General features: G+C 71.2%; 24 protein-coding genes. 13 read left to right on the forward strand and 11 right to left on the reverse strand.

Annotated features, from left to right (window positions below; genetic code table 11):
• Window positions 1-57 precede the first annotated feature (57 nt).
• The 3 genes from AAFN86_RS00685 to AAFN86_RS00695 all read left to right on the forward strand — a co-directional run bounded on the left by AAFN86_RS00685 (window position 58) and on the right by AAFN86_RS00695 (window position 3,437).
• Window positions 58-1,401 carry an RtcB family protein gene (locus AAFN86_RS00685; protein ID WP_347541274.1) on the forward strand — a complete coding sequence of 448 codons (1,344 nt, stop codon included), beginning with the start codon at window positions 58-60 and terminating at the stop codon, window positions 1,399-1,401.
• 168 nt (window positions 1,402-1,569) lie between these two features.
• Window positions 1,570-2,397, forward strand: a complete 828-nt coding sequence (locus AAFN86_RS00690; protein ID WP_347541275.1) for a dienelactone hydrolase family protein — start codon at window positions 1,570-1,572, stop codon at window positions 2,395-2,397.
• Between the two features lie 74 nt (window positions 2,398-2,471).
• A complete protein-coding gene (locus AAFN86_RS00695) occupies window positions 2,472-3,437 on the forward strand; it encodes an alpha/beta fold hydrolase (RefSeq protein ID WP_347541276.1) in 966 nt (321 codons plus the stop codon).
• Window positions 3,438-3,533: 96 nt separating this feature from the next.
• On the opposite strand, the gene AAFN86_RS00700 is transcribed toward AAFN86_RS00695, so the two are convergent.
• The 4 genes from AAFN86_RS00700 to AAFN86_RS00715 form a co-directional block, all read right to left on the reverse strand.
• Window positions 3,534-4,043: a Hint domain-containing protein gene (locus tag AAFN86_RS00700; RefSeq protein ID WP_347541277.1), complete on the reverse strand. Its 510-nt coding sequence runs from the start codon at window positions 4,041-4,043 to the stop codon at window positions 3,534-3,536.
• Entirely contained in the window at window positions 3,934-4,383 is a 450-nt protein-coding gene (locus tag AAFN86_RS00705) for a DNA polymerase III subunit chi (RefSeq protein ID WP_347541278.1), read from the reverse strand. Before AAFN86_RS00705 ends, AAFN86_RS00700 begins: the two co-directional genes overlap by 110 nt.
• A complete protein-coding gene (locus tag AAFN86_RS00710; RefSeq protein ID WP_347541279.1) occupies window positions 4,380-5,795 on the reverse strand; it encodes a leucyl aminopeptidase family protein in 1,416 nt (471 codons plus the stop codon). Before AAFN86_RS00710 ends, AAFN86_RS00705 begins: the two co-directional genes overlap by 4 nt.
• A gap of 191 nt (window positions 5,796-5,986) precedes the next feature.
• The gene (locus AAFN86_RS00715) at window positions 5,987-7,462 is read right to left on the reverse strand and encodes a leucyl aminopeptidase (RefSeq protein WP_347541280.1); all 1,476 of its coding nucleotides are present in this window, start codon (window positions 7,460-7,462) and stop codon (window positions 5,987-5,989) included.
• A gap of 133 nt (window positions 7,463-7,595) precedes the next feature.
• Here AAFN86_RS00715 and cysQ point away from each other — a divergent pair, with 133 nt between their 5' ends.
• Window positions 7,596-8,366, forward strand: a complete 771-nt coding sequence (gene cysQ, locus AAFN86_RS00720) for a 3'(2'),5'-bisphosphate nucleotidase CysQ (RefSeq protein ID WP_347541281.1) — start codon at window positions 7,596-7,598, stop codon at window positions 8,364-8,366.
• Entirely contained in the window at window positions 8,363-9,334 is a 972-nt protein-coding gene (locus tag AAFN86_RS00725; protein ID WP_347541282.1) for an L-threonylcarbamoyladenylate synthase, read from the forward strand. The genes cysQ and AAFN86_RS00725 overlap by 4 nt, the downstream gene beginning before the upstream one ends.
• 220 nt (window positions 9,335-9,554) lie before the next feature.
• Here AAFN86_RS00725 and AAFN86_RS00730 read toward each other — a convergent pair whose 3' ends face one another.
• Window positions 9,555-10,268 carry an EthD family reductase gene (locus tag AAFN86_RS00730; RefSeq protein ID WP_347541283.1) on the reverse strand — a complete coding sequence of 238 codons (714 nt, stop codon included), beginning with the start codon at window positions 10,266-10,268 and terminating at the stop codon, window positions 9,555-9,557.
• Window positions 10,269-10,491: 223 nt separating this feature from the next.
• A complete protein-coding gene (locus tag AAFN86_RS00735; RefSeq protein WP_347541284.1) occupies window positions 10,492-10,902 on the reverse strand; it encodes a hypothetical protein in 411 nt (136 codons plus the stop codon).
• Between the two features lie 322 nt (window positions 10,903-11,224).
• On the opposite strand from AAFN86_RS00735, the gene AAFN86_RS00740 reads away from it, so the two are divergent.
• Window positions 11,225-11,914: an isochorismatase family cysteine hydrolase gene (locus AAFN86_RS00740; RefSeq protein ID WP_347541285.1), complete on the forward strand. Its 690-nt coding sequence runs from the start codon at window positions 11,225-11,227 to the stop codon at window positions 11,912-11,914.
• Entirely contained in the window at window positions 11,911-13,485 is a 1,575-nt protein-coding gene (locus AAFN86_RS00745) for a hypothetical protein (RefSeq protein WP_347541286.1), read from the forward strand. Before AAFN86_RS00740 ends, AAFN86_RS00745 begins: the two co-directional genes overlap by 4 nt.
• A gap of 306 nt (window positions 13,486-13,791) precedes the next feature.
• Here AAFN86_RS00745 and AAFN86_RS00750 read toward each other — a convergent pair whose 3' ends face one another.
• Entirely contained in the window at window positions 13,792-14,757 is a 966-nt protein-coding gene (locus AAFN86_RS00750) for a tripartite tricarboxylate transporter substrate binding protein (protein WP_347541287.1), read from the reverse strand.
• 163 nt (window positions 14,758-14,920) lie between these two features.
• Between AAFN86_RS00750 and AAFN86_RS00755 the strand changes: the two genes are divergently transcribed.
• Window positions 14,921-15,094 carry a hypothetical protein gene (locus AAFN86_RS00755; protein WP_347541288.1) on the forward strand — a complete coding sequence of 58 codons (174 nt, stop codon included), beginning with the start codon at window positions 14,921-14,923 and terminating at the stop codon, window positions 15,092-15,094.
• Window positions 15,095-15,121: 27 nt separating this feature from the next.
• Here AAFN86_RS00755 and AAFN86_RS00760 read toward each other — a convergent pair whose 3' ends face one another.
• A complete protein-coding gene (locus AAFN86_RS00760; protein ID WP_347541289.1) occupies window positions 15,122-16,990 on the reverse strand; it encodes an ABC-F family ATP-binding cassette domain-containing protein in 1,869 nt (622 codons plus the stop codon).
• Between the two features lie 232 nt (window positions 16,991-17,222).
• Here AAFN86_RS00760 and ndk point away from each other — a divergent pair, with 232 nt between their 5' ends.
• Window positions 17,223-17,645 (forward strand): nucleoside-diphosphate kinase, encoded by a 423-nt coding sequence (ndk, locus tag AAFN86_RS00765; RefSeq protein ID WP_347541290.1) that lies wholly within the window; start codon window positions 17,223-17,225, stop codon window positions 17,643-17,645.
• Between the two features lie 527 nt (window positions 17,646-18,172).
• A complete protein-coding gene (locus AAFN86_RS00770) occupies window positions 18,173-18,961 on the forward strand; it encodes an EAL domain-containing protein (protein WP_347541291.1) in 789 nt (262 codons plus the stop codon).
• A gap of 272 nt (window positions 18,962-19,233) precedes the next feature.
• On the opposite strand, the gene AAFN86_RS00775 is transcribed toward AAFN86_RS00770, so the two are convergent.
• The 3 genes from AAFN86_RS00775 to purM are packed head-to-tail and all read right to left on the reverse strand — an operon-like array spanning window position 19,234 to window position 21,199.
• Complete coding sequence (locus tag AAFN86_RS00775) at window positions 19,234-19,392, reverse strand: aa3-type cytochrome c oxidase subunit IV (protein ID WP_347541292.1); 159 nt, start codon at window positions 19,390-19,392, stop codon at window positions 19,234-19,236.
• Between the two features lie 26 nt (window positions 19,393-19,418).
• On the reverse strand, window positions 19,419-20,096 hold the full coding sequence (purN, locus tag AAFN86_RS00780) for a phosphoribosylglycinamide formyltransferase (RefSeq protein WP_347541293.1): 678 nt from the start codon (window positions 20,094-20,096) through the stop codon (window positions 19,419-19,421).
• The gene (gene purM / locus AAFN86_RS00785) at window positions 20,093-21,199 is read right to left on the reverse strand and encodes a phosphoribosylformylglycinamidine cyclo-ligase (RefSeq protein ID WP_347541294.1); all 1,107 of its coding nucleotides are present in this window, start codon (window positions 21,197-21,199) and stop codon (window positions 20,093-20,095) included. The genes purN and purM overlap by 4 nt, the downstream gene beginning before the upstream one ends.
• A gap of 105 nt (window positions 21,200-21,304) precedes the next feature.
• Here purM and AAFN86_RS00790 point away from each other — a divergent pair, with 105 nt between their 5' ends.
• The 3 genes from AAFN86_RS00790 (at window position 21,305) to AAFN86_RS00800 (ending at window position 23,761) form a co-directional block, all read left to right on the forward strand.
• Window positions 21,305-22,006 (forward strand): hypothetical protein, encoded by a 702-nt coding sequence (locus AAFN86_RS00790; RefSeq protein WP_347541295.1) that lies wholly within the window; start codon window positions 21,305-21,307, stop codon window positions 22,004-22,006.
• The gene (locus AAFN86_RS00795; protein WP_347541296.1) at window positions 21,972-22,598 is read left to right on the forward strand and encodes a CDP-alcohol phosphatidyltransferase family protein; all 627 of its coding nucleotides are present in this window, start codon (window positions 21,972-21,974) and stop codon (window positions 22,596-22,598) included. The genes AAFN86_RS00790 and AAFN86_RS00795 overlap by 35 nt, the downstream gene beginning before the upstream one ends.
• Window positions 22,599-22,675: 77 nt before the next feature.
• Window positions 22,676-23,761 carry an AI-2E family transporter gene (locus AAFN86_RS00800; protein WP_347541297.1) on the forward strand — a complete coding sequence of 362 codons (1,086 nt, stop codon included), beginning with the start codon at window positions 22,676-22,678 and terminating at the stop codon, window positions 23,759-23,761.
• Window positions 23,762-24,123: the final 362 nt, after the last annotated feature.

Consider the following 24,123-nt stretch of genomic DNA (forward strand, 5'->3'; position numbering starts at 1 on the left):
CCCCGGCGCTGCTTGCGCCGCTTCTCCCCGAGACTACGAAAAACCTGGAGTACCCCCATGCGTCGTGCAGACCCGCTGGAGACCCATGCGCGCGACCTGGCCGTGGCGGCCGGGCTCGATCCCGAGACGCGCATCCCCAACCCCGACAAGCCGGGCAAGACCATGCCGGCCTGGACCGAGTTCCGCGATGCCGCGCGGCAGGCCCGCAAGCAGGAAGCGAAGGCGCGGGAAGCCGCGACCATCGCCGCGCAGCCCGATGCCTATCGCGACGCGCCGCTGCATGTGTTCGGCGCGCATGAAGAGCAGACCATCGAGCAGATGCAGCGCTGCCTGCGCGTGGGCAACACCGTGGCCGCGACGCTGTGCGCCGATGGCCATCTGGGTTACGCGCAGCCGGTCGGCGGCGTGATCGCCTATGATGGCCAGGTCAGCATCTCCGGCGTCGGCTTCGACATCGGCTGCGGCAACCTCGCCGTGCGGCTCGACATGCCCGCTTCGCGGATCCGCGACGACCTGCCGGACATCCTCGCGGGCATCCGGCAGACCATCTCCTTCGGCATCGGCCGCGCCAATGCCGCGCGGGTGGAGCACGCGCTGCTCGACGATGACGAGGCGTGGCATGCCTCCGACATGCGCGACTACCGGCAGAAGGCGGCCGCGCAGCTCGGCACGGTGGGTTCGGGAAACCACTATGTGGACCTGTTCGAGGACGAGGCCGGCCTGGTCTGGATCGGCGTGCATTTCGGATCGCGCGGGCTCGGGCACACCTCGGCCACGCGCTACCTGAAGGCGGCCGGCGGGCGGGATGGCATCCATGTGCCGCCGACCGTGGTGGATGAAGGATCGGAACTCGGCATCCGCTACATCGCGGCGATGGAACTCGCCGGTCGCTACGCCCAGGCCGGGCGGGAATGGGTGGTGGAACGCGTGCGCGGCATCATCGGCGGCGCGGTGACCGACACCGTCCACAACCATCACAACTACGCCTGGAAGGAGACCCATGGCGGGCGCGACCTGTGGGTGGTGCGCAAGGGAGCGACGCCGGCCTTCCCCGGCCAGCGCGGCTTCGTCGGCGGGTCGATGGGCGACGACGCGGTGATCCTGGAAGGGGTGGACAGCGAGGCATCGCGCGCCGCGCTGTATTCCACCATCCACGGTGCCGGCCGGGTGTTCGGCCGGAAGGAGGCGCATCGCCGCTTCACCCGCGACCAGATGCGCGACTGGCTGCGGGATCGCGGCGTGCTGCTGTCGGGTGGCGACGTCGATGAAAGCCCGATGGCCTATCGCCGCCTGCCGGATGTGCTGGCGGCGCAGGGCGACACGGTGCGCGTGCTGCACCGCCTGCGCCCCATGGCGGTGGCGATGGCGGGGCCGGGCGAGTTCGATCCTTTCAAGGATTGATCGCCCGGGACTCGTTCGCGTCCACGCCGTGGCCATGATGGAAGGGTGACCATGCCGCCTCCGGACACCCATGCCCACGCCTTGCGGCCTGCCATCGCGCCCAAGGGGCGGCATCGCGCCGACATGCGCTGCCGCCCCGATACGCTATCCTCCCGCCAGGAGGCCCCGATGCCCAAGCCGCGCCATTCGCTGACCTGGTTGCTGCTGCTGCTGCCGCTGCTTGCCGGGGCGGCCGGCCCCGCCCGTGCCTGCGGGCCCGACACGGATTGCCTGGTCGGCAGCCGAAGCTACCGCATCCGCCTGCCGCCGCTTCCCCCCGATGGGGCGCGGGTGGGCGCCATCCTGCTGGCCCATGGCTACCGTGACACCGCCGCCAACATCATGGCCGATGCCGATATCGCCGCGGCGGTCTCCGCACTCGGCCTGGCGCTGATTGCCCCGCAATCGGACGGGCCGCGCTGGAACCTGCCCGGCCAACCCGGCGGCCCGCGCCCCGGCATCGACGAGATGGCCGCGATGGACCGCCTGGTCGCGGACGTCATCGCCCGCTTCCCGGTGAACCCGGCGCGCATCATGGCGTCCGGCTTCTCGGCCGGCGGCATGTTGGCGTGGAACCTCGCCTGCCGCCGTGCGGACCTGTTTGCCGGCTTCGCCCCCTTGTCGGGCACCTTCTGGAATCCCCTGCCGGAAGATTGCCCATCCGGCCCCGCCACGGTGCTGCACACGCATGGTACCGAGGACCCGACGGTGCCCCTGCACGGCCGCGCCATCCGCGACACCAGCCAGGGCGACGTCTTCGAAGTCATCCGCCGCTACGCCACCTGGGGCGGCTTCGGCGCGCCGGTCGAACGCCGCGCCGAGGGCCCTGATTGCAGTCGCCGCACCAATCCGGCCGGACGCGTGCTGCAACTCTGTCTGCGTCCCGGCGGTCACGACCTGCGCGCGATCGACCTGGTGCGCGCATGGCGGGACCTCGCCGCCATCCAGGGCTGGTGAGGCGCCGCGCCGGGCGTCATTGACCCGGCCCGCGCGACGGCGATCATCGGGCCCGCAACCGCAGGCCGAGAGCCATGACCGACACGCCGCCGCTGACCCTTGCCCGCTGGGCTTCCTTCCACGTCGGCGGCCGCGAGGTCGTGGTCGATGGCGAGCCGGCGCGCGAGGTGCTGTTCACCCCCGGCAGCGCGCCCGCCATGATCGATTCCAACGGCACATACCTCGTCGGCGGCATGTACGGGCAGGTCATGGTGCCCGAGCCCCGGCGCGGCAGCCTGCCGCTGATGCTCTGGCATGGTGGCGGGCTGACCGGCGCCTGCTGGGAAACCACGCCCGATGGGCGCGAGGGCTGGCAGCACTTCTTTCTGCGCCGCGGCTGGGAGGTGGTCGTCACCGATGCGGTCGAACGCGGCCGGTCCGGCTGGATGCGCATCCCCGAGGAGACCGGCGGCATCCCTGTCACGATCACGTTCGAGAATCCCTGGACCCGTTTTCGCATCGGCACCGGCACGCCGCAGGATGGCGCCCTGCTGCCCGGCAACCAGTTTCCCGGCGACGCGGCATCCTGGCGCAATTTCATCCGCCAATGCGTGCCGCGCTTCACCACCACCGATGGGCTGACGCTGGATGCCTATGGCGCGCTGCTCGACCGCGTCGGGCCGTCGGTTGTCGTCGCGCACAGCCAGGGCGGCTACTTCGCCTGGCGCGCCGCGCAGGAATGGCCGGACAAGGTGCGCGCGCTGGTGCTGGTGGAACCGGCCTCGACCGGGCTGATGGATAAGGTCGCGGCCCTGCGCGGCATTCCGGTGGTGATGCTGTATGGCGACTTCATCGGCGGCGATCCGCGCTGGCCGTCCATCCGGGCGAAGGGCGTCGCCTTCGCCGAAGCGGTGCGCGCCGCCGGCGGCCAGGTGGATGTGGTGGACCTGCCGGCGCGCGGCATCCGTGGCAACAGCCATATGATCCAGATGGACCGGAACAGCGACGCGGTCGCGGCGCTGGTGCAGGACTGGCTGGCGGCGCGCAGCCTTTGGCGATAGGCCGCCACCCGCCCGGGTGGCGTCACCCGGGCGGGTGAGGATGCCCGCCCGGGCGAATCACGGATGGTCGCGGCCGCGTCACGCCCGACGCGGCCGTCAGACCGCGATGCGCTGGTCTTCACCCGCCGCTTCCCGGCAACGCGCCAAGGCGAGGCGAGCCCTCTCAAGGCCCGGGCCCTCGGTGATGCGGGGCATGCCGCCAGCGCGCTGCGGTGCGAAGTCGGCATGCAGAATCCGCACGACGCCCGCATCGTCGAAAGCGGCGCGATTGCCGGGGTCGATACAGGATTCCGAAGGCGTGCCCTCGACCAGCCGGATATCGTGCACTTCAAGTTCAAGGAGTTGGTAGGTGACGTCGCCCTGCGCGGGCAGGCGGCGGATCATCGCGCCATCGACCAGCAGCCTCGCGGGGATCAGGGCGCCTTCGACCAGCAGCGCGTGGTCGGGGGGACACGCGTAGCGGACGGTGCGGGACCCCCTCGCCGAGGGCAGCGCCTCAGGCCTTTCGCTCCCAGCCGGCGGCACCCTGCTGCCAATAGGCCAGCCCGTGCCCGGCCGCCTTGGCCGCCGACCAACGACCGCGCGCCGCGGCGACCGCCGCCGCATCGGCGCCGTCGAACAGGTCGAAGACGCGGTCATACGCCGGCATCCGTGCGGTCGCGGCGCCGTCGACCAGGAACAGGAAACGCGCGCCATTGGCCGGCAGGGCGTCCTCGATGCCGATCAGGATCGGCTGCAGCGCGTCGTCGGGCCCGCCTGCGAGGCCGTGCGGCAGCCAGTCCGGGTCGGGCACCGTCCACAACGCGGCGTCGAGCGCCTTGGCGCGCTCGGCTTCTCCGCACAGCACGAAGGCATGCCCGCGGGTGGCCAGTACCCGCCCCAGCAACCGCGGCAGCGCTTGGTCCAGCCGCGTGCGCGTCAAGTGATAGAAGCCAACCTCGGTCACGGCTCCGCCTCGAAGCGCATCGCGACCAGGCGATCGAGCAGCCGAGCCCCGAAGCCGGTCGGACCGGCCGGGCCGAGAGGGTGCGCCTCATCGGCGGTCTCGACCCCGGCGATGTCGAGATGGGCCCAGGGCCGGTCGCCGGCGAATTCGCGCAGGAAGGCGGCGGCATGGCAGGCATCGGGCTGCATCCGGCCCGACGCGCACTGCTTCAGGTCGGCGATGTCCGAGGCCAGGTCCTCCCGGTGCCGCGCGCCGATCGGCATCGGCCACAGCGGTTCGCCCACCGCTTCCCCGGCCGCCGCCGCCGACGCCATCAAGGCGGCATCGGTGCCGAACAGCCCGGCGCGATGATGCCCGAGCGCGGTGATGATCGACCCGGTTAGCGTCGCGAGGTCGATCACCGCGCGTGGGCGGAATGTGGTGATGGCGTGATGGATGGCATCCGCCAGCACCAGCCGTCCCTCGGCATCGGTATCGATGACCTCGACCGTGCGGCGCGACGCCGTGCGGAGCACGTCGCCGGGGCGGTAGGAGGCAGCGCCGGTGGCGTTCTCGGCGATGGCCAGCACGGCGATGGCGGGCGCGGGCGACCTGCGCCGCGCCAGTGCCAGCATGGCCCCCGCGCAGGCGGCGGCACCGGCCATGTCGGCGCGCATCGCCTCCATCCCCTGGGCCGGCTTGATCGAGATGCCGCCGGTGTCGAAGACGATGCCCTTGCCGACGAAGGCGACCGGGGCCGCCGGCAGCACGCCGGGCCAGCGCAGCACGACCAGGCGCGGCGGGGATGCGCTGCCGCCACCCACCGCCAGCAATCCGCCGAAGCCGTGTCTCGTGAGCCATTTGCGCCCATGCACCGTGACCTCGATCCCTTCGGCCTCCAGCCGTTCCAGCCGCCGGGCGAAGTGGCGTGTGGTCAGCAGGTTGGCGGGCTCGATGGTCAGGTCGCGGGCCAGCAGGCATCCCGCGATGCCGGGCGCGAGCGCGGCGAAGGACTTCTCCACGGCCGATGGATAATCCGCGTGAACCACCAGCCGCTTCAGCCGTGGCGGCACGTCCCCGGTGCGCAGGGCATCGAAGCGCCAGGCGCCGAGGGCGATGCCGCCGGCGATCGAGGCTGCCAGCCCCGGGTCGAGCGTATCGGCCAGCAGCGCGAGTTCCGGCAGGTCGCCCGCGGCGAGCGAGGCAGAGGCGCCGGCGGTTTCGCCCATGAGCGGGTCCGGCGCGTTGCCAAGGCCCACCAGCAACCGCCGCGGCGCACCGGGCAGGTCCAGCACGGCGCCGGGCTTCGCGCTGAAGCCGGCCGCCGCCACTGCTGCGCCCGCCGCCCGCGGCGGGGCCATGCCCGCGACCAGGGGCACCACGCATGGGCGTTCCGCACCGGGAGCCGCGCGGCGGAATTCGACGGCGATCATGGCCGGGGGGTCAGGTGGCACGCTGGAGGAGCGCCGCCCCTCCAGGCCCCGGCAAGCGCCTCGCCATCGCAAGCCCCCGACAGGCCCGGCGCCAAAATGAGGTTTCCAAAGGCCTTAAGCCTTTGGTGGGGTGAGGTCCGGAGAGGGGCAAAGCCCCTCTCTGGTCCAACCGTGCCGGCCCATCATCGCGCTCAGCCCTCGTAATGCTCCGCCACCAGCCGATCGAGCAGCCGCACGCCGTAGGCGGTGGCTCCCTTGGGCGCGGTCGGCAGGTCCTTGCCCGACCAGGCCGTGCCGGCGATGTCCAGGTGCGCCCAGGGCCGCCCCTGCACGAAGCGCTGGATGAACTGCGCGGCGGTGATCGACCCGCCCGGCCGCCCGCCGACATTTTTCATGTCGGCGATGTCGGAGCGGATCTGCTTGTCATAGGCATCGCCGAGCGGCATGCGCCAGGCGGCCTCGCCGGTCGTGCGGCCGGCGGCCTCGATGCGGCTGGCGAGCGTGTCGTCGTTGCTGAACAGCCCCGCATGCTCATGGCCGAGCGCGATGATGATCGCCCCGGTCAGCGTGGCGAGGTCGACCATGAAGCGCGGGTCGAATTTCTCGATGCAGTAGTGGATGACGTCGGCGAGGACGAGACGGCCTTCGGCGTCCGTGTTGATCACCTCGATGGTCTGGCCAGAGGCCGAGGTCACCACGTCGCCCGGCCGCTGCGCATTGCCGGAAGGCATGTTCTCGACGAGGCCGACGAGGCCGATCACATCCGCCTTCGCCTTGCGCCCGGCGAGGGCCGCCATCAGCCCGATCACGGTGCCGGCGCCGGCCATGTCCCACTTCATGTCCTCCATGCCGCCCGCGGGCTTGATGGAGATGCCACCGGTGTCGAAGGTCACGCCCTTGCCGATGAAGGCGAGCGGCTTGGCGGCCTTCTTGCCCTTGGGCGCGCCCATCCACTTCATCACCACCATGCGCGGTTCCTGGACGCTGCCCTGAGCCACGCCCAGCAACGCCCCGAAGCAGAGCTTTTTCATCTCCTTCGGCCCGAGGATCTCGACCTCCACGCCCAGCTTGGTCAGCGCGCGGCAGCGGTCGGCGCATTCGGCCGGCGTCAGCACGTTGGGCGGCTCGGACACCAGGTCGCGGGTGAGGAAGACGCCATCGGTGACGGCCTGCATCGGCGCGAAGGCGGCTTTCGTCTTGGCGGCGTCGGCAACGGCGATGGCGACACGCTCGACCTTCGGCTTGTCCTCCTCCTTCTCCTTCGTCCGGTAGCGGTCGAAGCGGTAGGATTTCAGCGCAACGCCCATGGCCATCGCTGCTGCGAGAGACGGGGTCAGCGCATCGGCGGCAACCACCGCCTCGCGTTCCTGCGCCACGGCGCCGGCAATCGATCCGCCGGCGGCCTCGGCGCCGATGGCGAGAAGGTCGGAGGATTTGCCGAGGCCGATGGCAACGACCTTCGACAGACCCGCGCCAGGCGCCCACAGCGTCACGGACTGGCCCTTGCGACCCTTGAACTTCGCCGCCTCCAGCCCGCGCGCGATGGCCCCGCCGGTGGCCTCGTCAGCCTGGGCTGCGAGGCCCGCGAGGGGCGCCTCCTCGGCCAGCGGCAGGACCAGGGCGCCGGCGCGGGGCAGGGTGGGCTTCACGAAGGCGATGTCGGGCATGGTGACTCCGTGGCTGCGGCGTGTGTCACCGGCACATTACGCAGCGGGTGGGCGCCCGGCCAGGGGCGGGGGGCGCCCCGGCACTCCGCGACGGCCCTTGTCCCGGCCGCGCGGCGGCGGCACACCCAGGGGCATGGACGATGATGCGCTGCTTTCCCTCGCCACCCGGCTGGCCGACCAGGCCGCCGCGGCGATCAATGCCGTACGCGCCGCCGGCTTCGCGGTGGAACGCAAGACCGACCGATCCCCGGTGACCGAGGCCGACCACATCGCCGAGGCGCTGATCGTCGAGGGCCTGCGCGCCGCCGCACCGCACATCCCGGTGATCGCCGAGGAGGAGATCGAGGCCGGCACCGCGCCGACCGATCCGGGCCAGCGCTTCTGGCTGGTGGATCCGCTGGACGGCACGCGGGAATTCGCCGCCGGGCGGGACAATTTCGCGGTCAATGTCGGCCTGGTCGAGGGCGGCCGCGCGGTGCTCGGCGCCGTCGCCATCCCGGCGACGGGGGAGGTGTTCTGGGGCCGCGTCGGCCTGGGCGCGTGGAAGCGCGACGCCGCCGGCACGCGGCCGATCAGCGTTCGCGCGGTGCCTGCCGAGGGCCTGGTCGTGATGGGCAGCCACCACTACCAGGACGATCCGCGGATGGGACGCTTCCTTGAGGGTCGTCGGGTCGCGCGCATCGTGAACATCGGCTCGGCCGAGAAATTCTGCCGCGTCGCCGAGGGCAGCGCCGACCTGTATCCGCGCTTCGGGCGGACGATGGAATGGGACACCGCCGCACCCCAGGCGGTGCTGGAGGCCGCCGGCGGGACGCTGCGGCTGTTCGAAGGCGGCGGGCCGCTGCTGTACCGCAAGCCGAGCTGGGCCAATCCGCCCTTCATCTGCGAGGGCCGCCCGGCGTGACCGAGCGCCTGCCGCCCGAGGCGGTCGAGCGCGCCGCCGCCCTGCTGCGCGCGGGGGACCTCGTCGCCTTCCCGACCGAGACGGTCTATGGCCTCGGCGCCGATGCGCGGAACGGGCGCGCCGTCGCCGGTGTGTTCGAGGCCAAGGGCCGCCCCCATTTCAATCCGCTGATCTGCCACTTCCCCGATGCCGGGGCGGCCTTCGCCGAGGTGCTGCCGGATGCCCGCGCCCGCGCCTTGGCGGAGGCCTTCTGGCCCGGGCCGCTGACCCTGGTGCTGCCGCGCCGGCCCGACTGTCGGATCGACCTGCTGGCCGGGGCGGGGCTCGACACGCTGGCGGTGCGCGTGCCGGCGCATCCCCTGGCGCTGGCGCTGCTGCGCGCGGCGGCAGTGCCGGTGGCGGGGCCTTCGGCGAACCGTTCCGGCCAGGTCAGCCCGACCACGCCGGAGCATGTGCTGGATGGCCTGTCGGGGCGTATCGCCGCGGTGCTGGACGGCGGGCCCTGCGCCGTGGGTGTGGAGAGCACGGTGCTGGACCTTGCCGCCGGCGGAGCCGCGCTGCTGCGCCATGGCGGCGTGCCGGTCGAGGCGATCGAGGCGGTGATCGGCCCGGTTGCCCGCCCGATCCCGCTTGCCGCCGCCGAGGCGTCGCGCAGCCTGCGCTCGCCGGGGATGATGCTGTCGCATTACGCGCCCGCGCTGCCGGTGCGGCTTGATGCGCACGGCGTCGCGGCGGATGAGGCGCTGCTCGCCTTCGGGCCGCCGCTGCCGGGTGCGGGAGCGGTGTGGCAGATGTCGGAAGGATACGACCTGCGGCAAGCGGCGACGCGGCTGTTCGCGGGGTTGCGCTGGCTGGATGCCGAAGGGGCGCGGCTCGGGCTGTCGCGCATCGCGGTGATGCCGGTGCCGATGGACGGGCTGGGGGCGGCGATCAACGATCGGTTGGCGCGGGCGGCGGCGCCGCGGTGAGCCCAACGGTCCGTGGCATGGACCGCTGGAGCCCGCGTACTGCCTCCGGCGCCGGCGCATGCATGGGCTCGGTTGGCTTGCGCGCCGAGCGTTGCTGCGGGGGCGTGCGGGTTGGGCGTGGTCACGCGGTTCGCTCGCCGCCCGTGGCGGGGCATCGGGCCGCCGGAGCGTTGGCCAGGCATCACGCCGAAGCGCTTCAGATTTTCAGGAATGATCTACGTTATCGGGGTGGCTCCCGCACCATGACTTCCCGCAGCAGGATGGTCTTTACCTGTCCGAGGAAGGTTGCCCCGTCGGCGAACCAGTGTTGCGCCTCGGGCGAGACGACCATCGCGCGGCGGGCGGCCATGTCGTCGCACCAGCTCTCGGCGATGCCGTCCAGCGGAAGGGCCATTCGCAGGGCGGGGATGCCGTCTTGGGGCAGTTCGCCGAGGATGCCCGACTGCACGAAGCCGCGCAGCAGCGGGACGGTCGCGGCCATGGGGCCATGGACCTCGCGCCAAGCGCGCTGGAAGGCCCCGGGCGTGGCGTCGCCGCGACGCTGGATGGCGGTGAAGGATTTGACGCCGGGTCGGGGGGCGGCCGACAGCGGGACGTGCCAGGATTCCTCGGTGATGAAGCAGCGGCTGGCGCCGATGAAGGACGCGGCATCGGTGCGGCGATGATCCGCGCCGGCGGATGTCATGGCAGCAGCGCAGGCGGCGGCGTCATCGAACCAGAGCTGTTCGATGCCATCGATCGGTTCCATGTCGAGCTGCGCGACGTCGCTGCGCGAATGGGTTTCGAGCGGGATGTTGATGACGTAGCCACGCAGGCCGGGCAGGTCGCGCCACAGCGGGGCGCGGACCTGTTCCCAGTGCGCGTGGAAGGCCTCGGCCGTCATGTCGGCGCGGCGCGCGAGGAAGCTGACGAGCTTGATGATGGTTTCCTCCATGCGGGGCGGCGCCCGCCTGTCGTTACGCGCAGTCTAGGCATTGCCGGCGCGGGGGTGTCCAGGGCGGGCGAGGGCCTGGGGAGATGCGGCCGCGATGCCATGGCGCAGGGGGCCGGGTTGCGAGAGCCGATCGCGTTCGGATGGAATCATCTGGACGCGCGAAGATGCTCTCAAAACAATAGGCTGGAGCATGTGGCGTGAGCGCATGCGAAGGCAGCATGCTCTAGAAGAAACTGTCGAGGAACGCCGCTGCGTCACTCGACAGGCCAATGATCTTGTCCGTCGCCTGGCGGTAGAATTTGAAGTTCAACTCGGTCTCGGGCTTGCCGTCATTCCAGTCGGTGAAAGGCCGCAGATCAATCCGCCTCAGTGACCGCCGCGCGGGTGCCGTCGATCCGATGATGACGCTCACTCGGGGTGTCTGCCTGGCGATGCCGTGCTGCTTCGCGACCGGTTCGGCGGTGGTGACGATGCCGCGGGCTATCAGGCCTTGGCCGCCGTCCTTCTCGCTCGCGAAGACGAAGATGGTGTCGCCTTCCGCGATATGCCTGCCGCCGTACATCGTCTTCTGTGCGGTGAAGGCGAAGCTCCGTGCCTGCGGATCGCCGATCCTGGCCTTGATCGCATAGGCCATCCCTGTGTCCTCCAGTCTCGGCCTTCGGTTGGCCGCCTTGGTGTCCCGACGCCAGGTTGAGGTTTCCAAAGGCCCTTTGTCCTTTGGTGGGGAGAGGTTCGGAGAGGGGCGACGCCCCTCTCCGTGCACCACGCGCATCGATCCTCTTGGATCAAATTCCTATATCCCAATTTCGCCCTCCGCGCCCTCAAAAACGGCAAGGCGACCGCTGATTGCACCCGCCTGACGCAGCGCAGCATCGTCCGCCCGCTGCATACAGCCACGCATACAGTTGCACGGCGCTTGCATGACGACCGCCCATCCCATTGCGAGGGCGCGCCGCATGCCGATCGCCATTCCTGCCGAGCCTTCGGATTTCGCGCTCGATCCCGCGCGCACCGCGCTGGTGATCATCGATATGCAGCGCGACTTCCTGGAGCCGGGCGGGTTTGGGGAGACGCTGGGCAACGATGTCTCGCTGCTGGCCGCGGCGATCGGGCCGTGCCGGGCGATGCTGGATGCCGCACGCGTCGCCGGGATGCTGGTGATCCACACGCGGGAAGGGCACCGGCCGGATTTGTCGGATGCGCCGCCGGCCAAGATCGCGCGCGGGGCGCCTTCCAAGCGGATCGGCGATCCGGGGCCGATGGGCCGCATTCTGGTGCGCGGGGAGCCGGGGCACGAGATCGTTGCTGCGCTCGCGCCGATCGCCGGCGAACCGGTGATCGACAAGCCCGGCAAGGGCGCCTTCTACGCCACCGAACTGGAACCCATGCTGCGCCATCGCGGCGTCGAGGCACTGCTGGTCGCCGGCGTGACCACCGAGGTCTGCGTCCACACCACCGTGCGCGAAGCGAATGACCGCGGCTTCCGCTGCGCGGTGCTGGGCGATGCCTGCGCGTCCTACTTCCCGGACTTCCATGCCGCGGCGCTGGCGATGGTCAGCGCGCAGGGCGGGATCTTCGGCTGGGTCACCGACACCACGCGCGCCGTCGCGGCGCTGAACGCCTCGCAGGAAAGGGACAGGGCATGACGACCACCACGGCCAGACCCGCGCTTTGGACGCCGGGGGATTGGAACGCGCTGTTCGGCTTCGGCACGAACATCCTGGTCAATCTGCTGGTGCTGACGGGGCTGCTGCGCTTCGTGCTGAACCTGCCGCCGGAGATCGTCTTCGGGCGCATCCTGCCGGCGGCCGGGCTGATGATGGCGCTGTCCACCTGGTACTACGCGTACCTCGCGTACCGGCTGGCGACGCGGACGGGGCGCAGCGATGTCTGCGCGCTGCCGTCGGGCATTTCGGTGCCGCACATGTTCGTCGTCGTGCTGGTCATCATGCTGCCGATCGCGCAGCGGACAGGCGACCCGATCAAGGGTTGGGAGGCGGGGCTCACCTGGGTCTTCATCCAGTCCTTCATCCTGATGGCGGGCGGGTTCGTGGCACCCTACATCCGGCGGATCACGCCGCGGGCGGCGCTGCTCGGTACGCTCGCCGGCGTGTCGATCACATTCATCTCGATGCGTCCGGCGCTCGAGATGTTCATGACGCCGGCGATCGGCCTCGCCTGCTTCGCCATCGTGCTGGCGTCGTGGTTCGGGGGCCTGCGCTATCCGCGCGGCACGCCGGCGGGGCTGGTGGCGATCGCCTTCGGCATGGCGGTCGGATGGCTGGCCGCGCTGTTCGGCATCGGCACCGGCGGGCGCAGCGTGGATGCGCTGTTCTCGGGGCTGGCCAATATCGGCTTCTCGGTGCCCGTGCCGGCCTTCGACCATGTGTTCGGCGGCTTCGAATACCTCGGCATCATCCTGGTGACGGCCATTCCCTTCGGCATCTACGACCTGGTCGAGGCGATGGACAATGTGGAGAGCGCCGAGGTCGCGGGGGACGAATTCCCGACCACGCGCGTGCTGACGGCGGATGGCGTGGTCAGCCTGGTCGGCTGCATGATGGGCAACCCCTTCATCAACGCCGTCTACATCGGCCATCCCGGCTGGAAGGCGATGGGCGGGCGGATCGGGTATTCCGCGGCGACCGGGTTGGCCGTGCTGGTGGTGACCTGGCTTGGCGTGGTGTCGCTGCTGCTGGACCTCATCCCGGTCGTCGCGATCTCGCCGATCCTGCTCTACATCGGCATGCTGATCGGCGCACAGGCATTCCAGGAGACGCCGAAGTCGCATGCGCCGGCGGTGGTGCTGGGGCTGGTGCCGCATCTCGCGGCCTGGGCGAAGACGCTGATCGATGGCGCGCTGGGCGCGGCTGGAACCAACGCGCACGCAGTGGGTATGGACAAGCTCGCGACGCTCGGCGTGCTGTATCCGGGGCTAGAGGTGCTCGGCGAGGGCGCGATCCTGTCCGGCCTGATTCTCGCTGCCATCGCGGTCTTCGTGATCGAGAAGGACTGGATCAACGCCGCGGCCTTCGCCGGCGCTGGGGCGGTGCTGACCTTCTTCGGGTTCATGCATGGGCCGGCAGTGGGGTTTGCCGTCACGCCGGGTGTTGCACTCGCCTATGCGATGATGGCGGGCTTCCTGTTCGCCTGCGCGCGCTGGCCGGTGCTGGCGGGCGGCGTGATGCGGAAGGCGGAGCCGGCGGCGGCGGAGTAGGGCGCGCATTTTAACGGGAAGGCTGGAGTGGCTTTGCCCCTCCAAGCCACCCCACCAAAGGCTTAAGGCCTTTGGAAACCTCGACTTGGTGTCGGGCAGGGCAGGTGCTTCAGGCGAGGACGGAGGCGCCGTGCACGGGACCCTGGATGACCTACGAGTGCTGTGCTTGAATCGGGCACCGTCGTGCCTGCGGGCCGCCCATGCCCGGCGCCAAAATCTCGCGGTCCAGGGGCCCGCAGGCCCCTGGCGGGGAGAGGTTTGGAGAGGGGCAGCGCCCCTCTCCAATCACCACTGCCCTTTCCGGCTTCACCCTTCCAGGCGAATCCCCGTCAGTTCCACCAGCCGCCGCCAGCGTGCGACTTCCTCCCGCTGGAACGCCGCGAAGGCATCGGCCGACATCGGTGCCGCGACGAAGCCTTGGCCGTTGAGCCGTTCGACCATCGCGGGCTGCGCCAGGATGGAATTCATGGCTTCGGACAGCCGCGAGACGATGTCCGCCGGCGTGCGTGCCGGCGCCCAAAGCCCGAACCAGGCATCGACCGCGAGGTCGGAAGCATTGAGCTCGGCGAAGGTCGGCACGTCGGGCACGTCCGGCAGCCGCGCCGGCGCGCCGATGCCCAGCGCGCGCAGGCGGCCATCCTTCACCAGTGACACCACCTGCGGCCAGGTCGAGACGAAGAAATCAACGGTGCCCGAGACGGTGTCCGTCGTTGCCTGCGCGCCGCCGCGATAGGGAATGTGCGTGGCGTTCATGCCTTCGCGGCGGACGAAGGTCTCGGCGATGACGTGACTGGCGGAACCGGCGCCGGAGGAGGCATAGGTGACGCGCCCGCCGTTCTTCCCCTTGGCGGCGAGCTCGGCGAGGGTGCGTGGGCCGTTGGCCGGCACGACCAGCGCGTGATGCACGGCGGCGAGCCGCGCGATCGGCGCGAAATCCGCGATCGGGTCGTAGGGCAGGGTGGGCAGCATGGCGGCGTTGGCCGCATGCGTCTGGTTGTTGCCGAGTGACAGCGTGTAGCCGTCCGGCGCGGCGGTCGCGACGGCCTGGGTGCCGACCACCGCGGCACCGCCCGGGCGGTTGTCCACCACGAAGGTGCTGCCGGGAATCGCATCCTGCACGGCGGCGGCGAGTGTGCGGGCCAGCACATCGGTCGACCCGCCCGGCGGATAGGCGAGGACGATGCGCACCGGCCGCGACGGCCAGGCTTGTGCCCGCGCGATGGCGGGCAGGGCGGCGATGGGGGCGGCGAGCAGCGCGCGGCGGCGGATCATTGCGGTTTCCTCCGGTATGGCGCGGGCGCGCCGGACTTCGTGCCCTGTTGGCGCATCGCGCGCCGCGGGTCCAGCAGCGGCATGCACTTGTAACCAAACCGTTCGTTGAATTTCGGCGACGCGACGGCCTAGGCTTTCGGTATTCAGCGTGGAGGAGGGCTTGATGGACCGCATCGAACCGCCTCGGCCGGCCCAGCAGGCCGCCCGGACCTCAATGCCGCGGGATGTCGCGCCGGAGCCGTCCACCGGACGCGCGCTCTGGCCGACCTTCATGCGACGCACCCTGGACGAGGACATCGTGCGCGTTGCCGCGAAGGAACCGCGCAAGCCGCGCTGAGTGCGGCGCTGCGGAGCGAAAGCGGCCCTACGCCGCGTCGAGCTGCGCCGAGAGTTCCAGCCACTCCTCCTCCAGCGCCGCTACGTCCTTGGCGATGGCGGCGCGGCGGGTATTGGCCCAGGTGATGTCCTCGGGCTTGAATCGGGCATAGGTCGCCGGGTCGGACAGGCGCTTCTCGATCAGCGCATCCTCGCGCGCGAGCCGTTCCAAGGCGGCTTCCACCTCCTTGAGCCGGGCGCGCAGCGGGGCGGTGGCAACGCGCGTGCCGGCGCGTTCGCGGCGCGCCCCGGCGCGTGCACCGCCGGCTTCGCCCCGCCCCGCGCCGCCGCGGACACGTTCGGCGAGCAGCGCGCGGTAGTCGTCGAGGTCGCCGTCGAAGCCGTTGACCGCGCCGTCGGCGACCAACCACAGCCGGTCGGCGGCGAGTTCCACCAGATGCGGGTCGTGGGTGATCAGCACCACCGCACCCTGGTAGTCCGCCAGCGCTTTCACCAGCGCCTCGCGCGCATCGATGTCGAGGTGGTTGGTCGGTTCGTCGAGGATGAGCAACTGCGGCGCGTCACGTGTCGTCAGCGCCAGCAGCAGCCGCGCCTTCTCCCCGCCCGACAGCGCGGTGATGCGGTTGTCGGCGCGATCGGCATCGAGCCCGAAGCGGGCCAGCTGCGACCGGCACTGCGTCTCGGTCGCCTTGGGCAACGCCGCCTGCATGTGGGTGAGCGGCGTGCCGGCAAGGTCGAGTTCTTCCGCCTGGTGCTGCGCGAAGTAGCCGACGCGCAGCGCGCGGTTGCGGAAATACGTGCCGCCTTCGGGCTGCAGCCGGCCGGCGAGCAGCTTCGCCAGCGTCGACTTTCCGTTGCCGTTCGCACCCAGCAACGCGATGCGGTCGTCCTGGTCCAGGCGCAGGGTCAGGTTGCGCAGGATTGGTGGCCCGCCATAGCCGACCGAGCAGCCGGTCAATGACAGGATCGGTGGGGCGAGTTCCTCGGGGGCGGGGAAGGCGAAGCGGACCGGATGGTCCTCGACCACGGCTTCGATCGGCGGCAGGCGTTCCAGCGCCTTGAGGCGGGATTGCGCCTGGCGCGCCTTGGTCGCCTTGGCGCGGAAGCGATCCACGAAGGACTGGATATGCGCGCGTTCGGCGGCGATGCGGACATTCGCCGCCGCCTGCTGCGCCATGCGTTCGGCGCGTATGCGGACGAAATTGGCGAAGTTGCCCTGATACAGCGTGATGGCGGCGCGATCGAGATGCGCGATCGAATCGACGCAGCGTTCCAGCAGGCCGCGATCATGGCTGACCACGATGGCCGCACCGGGGAAACGCGACAGCCAACCTTCGAGCCACATCGTCGCTTCGAGGTCGAGGTGGTTGGTCGGTTCGTCCAGCAACAGCAATTCGGGCTCGACGAACAGCGCGCGGGCGAGTGCCACGCGCATCCGCCAGCCGCCGGAGAATTCGCGCGACGGCCGCGCCTGCGCCGCCGCATCGAAGCCGAGGCCCGACAGGATCGCCCCGGCGCGGGCCGGCGCGCTGTCGGCCCGGATGCCGATCAGCCGGTCATGGATTTCGGCGAGGCGTGCGGGGTCGGGGTGGCTGTCCGCCTCGGCCAGCAGGCCAGCGCGTTCGGTGTCGGCGGCCAGCACGACTTCGAGCAGGCATTCGTCGCCACCGGGCGCTTCCTGCGCGACATGGGCCATGCGGGCGCGGGCGGCGAGGCGGATTTCCCCGCCATCGGGCTGCAATTCGCGGGTGATGGCGCGCAGCAGGGTGGATTTGCCTGCGCCATTGCGCCCGACCAGGCCGACCTTGCGGCCGTCGTCGATCTGCAGGTTGGCACCATCCAGCAGCGGCCGGCCGGCGATGCGGATGGTCAGGTCGCGGATGGTAAGGACGGTCATGGCGGCCGGGTTGTAGAACAGGCCTCGCCGCAGCGCATCATGCGATGGCAATGGGGCTGCGCCGTGCCGGGCGGAATCGCCGGCCGGCGCCCGTGCCGCCGGGTGCCTGCCGGCGCGATGGCGCCCGGATCCGCGGCGTTGGCTGTCCCGGCGCGGCCCGCGCGGGCTTGCGGAAGCGCCGCGCCGCGTCTATGCGCCCCGCGATCCCACAAGAATCCCGAGGACAGCCACCATGGCCATCGAGCGCACCTTCTCCATCATCAAGCCCGACGCGACCCGCCGCAACCTGACCGGCGCCATCAACGCCGTGTTCGAGAAGAACGGCCTGCGCATCGTTGCGCAGAAGCGCGTGTGGATGTCCCGGGCCCATGCGAAGAAGTTCTACGAAGTCCATGCTGCCCGCCCGTTCTACAACGACCTGGTGGACTTCATGGTCTCCGGCCCCGTCGTGGTGCAGGTGCTGGAAGGCGAGAACGCCGTGGCGAAGAACCGCGAGCTGATGGGCGCCACCAACCCGGCCAATGCCGATGAGGGCACCATCCGCAAGCTGTTCGCCGAGAGCATCGAGGCGAATTCCGTGCACGGCTCCGACAGCGCGGAGAATGCGGCCGTCGAGATCGCCTATTTCTTCGCCGGCACCGAGATCGTCGGCTGAGTGACGCAACGGCGGCCGGATGGCCGCCGTTGCTGGGTTTTTTGCGTCCCTCAGACGGTGGGCGGCGGCCATCCGGCCGCCTTGCCTTCGCGCCCTGCGCTGTTGCGTTGAATGCCGCCGGCGGTCTGGGCGCGGTCGCGCCGTGCGCTCCCGGATCGAGGCACTGCCTCGATCCGTTGGTTTGCGTCCCTCAGACGGCGGGCGGCGGCCATCCGGCCGCCTTGCCTTCGCGCCCTGCGCTGGTGCGTTGAATGCCGCCGGCGGTCTGGGCGCGGTCGCGCCGTGCGCTCCCGGATCGAGGCACTGACTCGATCGGTTGGTATGAGTTCTTAGGACGGCGGGCGGCGGCCCGTCTGGCCGCGATGTGCTGGCTCGGCCTATCGCGCATTGCCCGTGGCACGAATGGCGCGCGCGGGCGTTTCATTCCGGAACCGCCGCACTGGACGACATGCTGACCCCGCCGGGGCAAACGGCCTGTTAACGACCTGCGCTGCCTGATGGGCGCCCGGTGAGGGAGCAGGGCGCGCATGGACGGCATGACGGCACGGGCAGCGAGCGACATGTCGCCGGTCGCCCTGGGCGGGCAACTCGCCGAGGCGCTGGCTCAGGGAGGTGCGGGGCTGCGGCTCGACCTCCAGCCGATCTGCGCGGCTACCAGCCTCGCCCCTGTGGGCTACGAGGCGCTGCTGCGCTGGGAGCATCCCGACCACGGCCCGCTCGGTGCGGCCGAGGTCCTGGCGGCGGCGGCGGCGGTCGGGCGAGAGGTCGCGCTCGAGGCCTGGGTGCTGGTGTCGGCTTTTCGCCTGCGCGCCGGCTGGCGGGCCGGTGGTCCCTATCTCGCCGTGAATGTCTCGACCGCGGGGATTCTCGCCGGCCATGCCGCACCCATGATCCGGGCGGCGCTCGAGGTCTCCGGCGTCGACCCGCGCGCGCTGTCGATCGAATTGCCCGAGGCGGCGGTGGTGCGTGGCCTTGCGGCGGCGCGTGACCTGGCGGCGGGCCTGCGCGAGTCCGGCATTGCCGTGGCGCTGGATGATTTCGGCGGTGCGCTCGGTTCCGCACGGGTGCTGCGCGACATCCCGTTCAGCGCGGTGAAGCTCGACCCGCAATTGACCGAAGGGCTCGACCGCAGCGGGCCGGAGGCCGGGCGCACGCGGGCCGCCGTCGCGGCCGTGGTGGACATGGTCCATGCGCTGGGTGCCACCACGGTCGCAGAGGCAGTGGAGACCGCCGAGCAGATGCGCGCCCTGCGGCTGGCCGGCTGCGACGCGCTGCAAGGCTGGCTGCTGGGCCGGCCGGGCAGCGGCCCGGCGTAACCCGACACCGCCGCGGCAGGATCGGCGCATGTCGGCCGGGCCGGCGCCCGGCGCCGCAAGCACATTGCGGCGATGCCTGGCGTCGGCTGGCGCGTAGCGGCCTGCGCCGTCGCTGCGGAGGAGTATGAAGCAGATGGCCCGCATCGGGTCGCGGGCAAATGGCGCCGCCACGCCCGTCGATGCCATGCCGCACCGCGCGCCGGCCAGTCACACGGACGCTGTCGCCGACACTCGAGGTTCAAGAAGCCGGCCGCCGACGGCAGCCCGCGCGGTCAGCCCAGGAAGATGAGCATCAGCAGCAGAACGACGGCGATCGTGCCGGTCGACCACGTCACGAAGGTCGTGAAGCCGTGCCACTCCGCCTGCCGCTCGGCCAGGATGTCGCCGGCCTTCACTTCGACGAAATCATACGTGGTCTTGTGTTCGGCCATGTCACGCCCTCAACGCCTTTGTCCCGTCAGGGTGTAGAAAGCGCAGGCGCGGAGGGCAAGGGGTTCGCGAGGCAACCCTTCGCCATTGCCACGCCGGACAGCCGCGCGCGGCCCTGTTCGACCCGCACTTGCCCGGCCGCCAGCCAGCCGAGGGCCGCCGGATAAAGGCGATGCTCCTCGGTCAGCACGCGCGCCGCGAGGGCGGCCTCGGTGTCGTCCTCCAGCACCGGGACGGCAGCCTGGGCGAGCACCGGCCCCTCATCCACCCCCGCCGTCACCAGATGCACCGTGCAGCCATGCAGCCGGACCCCGGCGGCCAGGGCGCGGGCATGGGTGTCGAGACCCGGGAAGGCCGGCAGCAGGGACGGGTGGATATTGATCATCCGGCCCTCCCACCGCGCCACGAAGCCTTCGGTCAGCACGCGCATGAAACCGGCCAGGGCGATCACCTCGATGCCGTGCCGTGCCAATTCGGCTTCCATCGCCACTTCGAAGCCGGCGCGGTCGCCGCGGAAGGCGCGGCTTTCCACCACCGCGGTCCGGACGCCGCGCGACGCCGCATGGGCGAGCCCCGCGGCATCGGCACGGTTGGACAGCACCAGCGCGATCTCGGCCGGGTAATCCGGGTTCTCGGCCGCCGCCAGCAGGGCGGCCATGTTCGATCCGCGGCCGGAGATCAGCGCCGCGACGCGGCGGCGTGTCATCCCGGCCAGCCGGGCTTCAGGCCGTCGATGCGCACCGCGGCGGGGCCGGGTGCCGCCTCGATATGGCCGATGCGGCAGACCGTCTCGCCATGTTCGGTCAGCAGCGCCGTGGCGGCCTCGACATTGGCCGGCGTCACAACCACGGCCATGCCGATGCCGCAGTTGAAGACGCGCAGCATCTCCTCCGGCGCCACCTCGCCGACGCGCGCGAGCCAGGCGAAGACCGGCGGCGGCGTCCAGGCCGTCGCGTCCAGCACGGCGAGCGTGCCTTCCGGCAGCACGCGCGGCAGGTTGCCGGGCAGCCCGCCGCCGGTGATGTGCGCGGCGGCCTTCACCAGCCCGGCGCGGTGCAGCGCCAGCAGTGACTTCACATAGATCCGCGTGGGCTCCAGCAGCGCCTCGCCCAGGGTCTTCCCGGCCGCGAACGGCGCCGGGGCGCCCATGCCCGCATTGCCGCGTTCCAGGATGCGCCGCACCAGGGAGAAGCCGTTGGAATGCACGCCTGAGGCCAACAGCCCGAGCACCACGTCGCCGGTGCCGACATCGCCGGTCGGCAGCAGCGCACCGCGTTCGGCCGCACCCACCGAGAATCCGGCGAGGTCGTAGTCGCCCTTGGCATACATGCCCGGCATCTCGGCCGTCTCGCCGCCGACCAGGGCGCAGCCGGCCTGGCGGCACCCCTCGACGATGCCGGCGACGACCTGTTTTGCGGCCGCCACCTCCAGCTTGCCGGTGGCGAAATAATCCAGGAAGAACAGCGGTTCCGCACCCTGCACCACCAGGTCGTTCACGCACATCGCCACCAGGTCGATGCCGACCGTCGCGTGCAGCCCGGCATCGATCGCCACGCGCAGCTTGGTTCCGACCCCGTCGGTGGAGGACACCAGCACCGGATCGGTGAAGCCGGCGGCCTTCAGGTCGAACAGCGCGCCGAAGCCGCCGAGGCCCCCCATGGTGCCCGGCCGGTCGGTGGACCGCGCCAGCGGCTTGATGGCATCGACCAGCGCATCGCCGGCCTCGATGTCGACGCCGGCCTGGCGATAGGTGAGAGGGGAAGACGGGGAACTGGTCAGGGCGGCCTCCGATCGGGTATTGGCTGGCATGGAAGTGCCGCGCGACGCGGTGCGTAACGCCGGCCGCCCGGGCCGGCCAGAGAGGTCGCGATGCCGGTCAGGTCCTGCTCCGCGCGGGCGCGCGGAAAGAACCATGTGGCGGCGCTGATCGCAACCGCCCTGGTGATGCTTGCCCCCTTGTCGGCGCCGCGGGCGCAGGATGAGGCGGCGGCGCCGGCCGCCGCCCCGGCGCCGATCAGCTTCACCCAGCGCGGCGTGCCCGCCGAGGCGACCGCCGAGAACGGCGTGGTGGCGCGCGAGCGCGCCTTGGCCAATGGCCGCCGCGCCGCCTGGGAGCGAATCGCCTCGGGCTCCGGCCGATCCCTGTCGGATGCGCAGATCGAGGCGATGGTCAGTTCCATCATCATCGAGGAGGAGCGCACCAGCCCGACCCGCTACACCGGGCGGATCACGGTGAACTTCAATCCGGGCCGCGCGCGGGGCTACATCGGCGGGGCCGCGACGGCCGAAGGCGGCGGCGGCGGCGGGGGTTCGGCGCCGGCCGAGGGCACCGCGGATCGCCGCCCGCAGGGCCCGATGCCGGCGGCCGCGACGGTCGAGGTCGTGGCGCTGTACGGCACGCTGAACGAATGGCTGGAACTGCGCCGTCGGCTCGCCGGGGCCTCGGCGCGGATCGATGTCGTTGCCATCTCGACCGATCGCGCCCGGCTGCGGCTGGGGCTGCGGGCCGCGCCGGGCGTGGCCGCACAGGAACTCGCCACCCAGGGGATCACCATGACCCCGGGCTCCGGAGCACCGGGCGATGCCTGGCGCGTGGGCCTTGCCGGACGATCCTGACAGGGTTCGCCGGCCGGCCACCCCGGCCTCGGTCGATGTCGAGGCGGGGCTGTTCACCCTGCCGAATCTCATCACCTTTGCGCGGCTGTGTGCCGTGCCTGCGGCGGTATGGCTGATGCTGCAGCACAGGCTTGACCAGGCCTTCCTGGTGTTCGTCGGCGCCGGGCTGTCGGACGCGGTCGATGGCTGGCTGGCGCGGGTGCGCAATGCGCGATCGTCGCTCGGCGCGCTGCTCGACCCGGTGGCGGACAAGGCGCTGCTGGTCTCGACCTACGTAACGCTGGCGGTGATCGGGGTGCTGCCGGACTGGCTTGCCATCCTGGTGGTGTTCCGCGATGTGCTGATCGTCGGCGGCCTGCTGCTGCTGTGGGTGCTGGGCGTGCCGACGCGGATCCGGCCGCTGCTGATCTCCAAGGCCAATACGGCGGCGCAGATCGCGCTGGCCGCGCTCGCGCTGCTGCTGGCGGGCTTCGACCTCGCAGCGCCGGACCTGCTGGATGCGATGATCTGGCTGGTGACCTTCACCACCTTCGCCTCCGGCGTCGCCTATGTGCGGCAGGCGGCACGGCTGACACACAGGGGCGCGTCCTGAGCGAGAGCCCGCGCCCGCCCGTCCGCCCCGAACCCGCTGGGCGCGCCCCCCCGCCGGCGCGCTTCCCCGCGCCCAGCGTGCCGCGAACGGCCACGCGCGCGCAGCGCACCGCGCTGGTGGTCGGCTTCGGCGGCACCCTGCTGTTCTGCCTGTGGCTGTTCCAGGGCATCCTGACGCCCTTCGTGCTGGCCGCGGTGGTCGCCTATTTCCTCGATCCGCTGGCCACGCGGCTGTCGCGGCTGGGTATCCGGCGGCCGCTTGCGGCGTTCATGCTGATCTTCCTGCTGATGGCGCTGACGCTGATCGCGGCGCTGTTGTTCTACCCGTTGATCCTCGCCCAGATCGGCATCCTGGTGCAGCGTCTGCCGACCTATATCGCCGGCGTCGGCACGCTGCTGCGCGACGGCCTGGAACGGCTGGAGGAAGCGCTGGGCCCGGAGATGGTGGACCAGCGGCTGCGCGACCTGGCGATCAACCAGGCCGGCAGCATGCTCGCCTGGCTGGGCACGGCCACGACGCGGCTGATCGGCGGCGGCTTCGCGCTGTTCCAGGTCTTCACGCTGGTGATCGTCGTGCCGGTCGTCGCTTTCTACCTTTTGCGCGACTGGGGGGCGATGCTGGCCCGCGTCGAATCCTGGCTGCCGCGCCGCAATGCCGCCGTGCTGCGGCAATTGGCGCGCGACACCGACCGCGTACTGTCGGCCTGGCTGCGTGGGCAGTTGCTGTGCTGCGCGGCGCTCGGCGTGTTCTACGCGGTGGCGTTGCAGGTCGCCGGGCTGGAACTGGGGCTGACCGTCGGGCTGCTGGCCGGCGTGCTCACCTTCATCCCGTATGTCGGGTCGCTGACCGGATTCGCCGCCGCCGTGCTGCTGGCGATGGGACAGTTTGGCACCTGGAACGAGGTGATGGTGATCGTCGCCATCTTCCTGGTCGGCCAGACGGTCGAGGGCTACGTCATCTATCCCTACCTGCTCGGCGATCGGGTCGAGTTGCACGCGGTCTGGGTGATCTTCGCGCTGTTCGCCGGCGGCGTGGCGTTCGGGTTTCTCGGCGTGCTGCTGGCGGTGCCGATGGCCGCCGCGCTGGGCGTCGTCGCGCGGTATTGGCTGCGACGGTATCTCGAATCGCCGCTGTATCTCGATCCGCCGCGGACGGGGTCGTGAGGGCGGGGCGCGGCGTTATGGAGAGGGGCGCCGCCCCTCTCCAAACCTCACCCCGCCAGGGGCCAGCGGGCCCCTGGACCACGGATTCCGGGCATCGGGCGCGGCGGGGCCGCCGGCTCGGGGAACGGTCATCGTGCCTGATGTCAAGTCGAGCTTTCGCGGGTCCTCTACGCCCTCGGAATCCGTCGCCTGATACCGTTTGGGTTGCCCCCTGCATGCGCAGGGCAGCGCGGCCCAGGATCGTTTCCCCCCTCCGCGCCCAGCGCCGGAAACCCGCATTCCAAAGGCCCGTTGGCCTTTGGTGGGGGAGGTCCGGAGGGGGCGACGCCCCTTCCGTTTCGTCCGCGCCGCATCCCGATGCG

Source organism: Roseomonas sp. CAU 1739, from assembly GCF_039839775.1.
GTDB lineage: Bacteria > Pseudomonadota > Alphaproteobacteria > Acetobacterales > Acetobacteraceae > Neoroseomonas.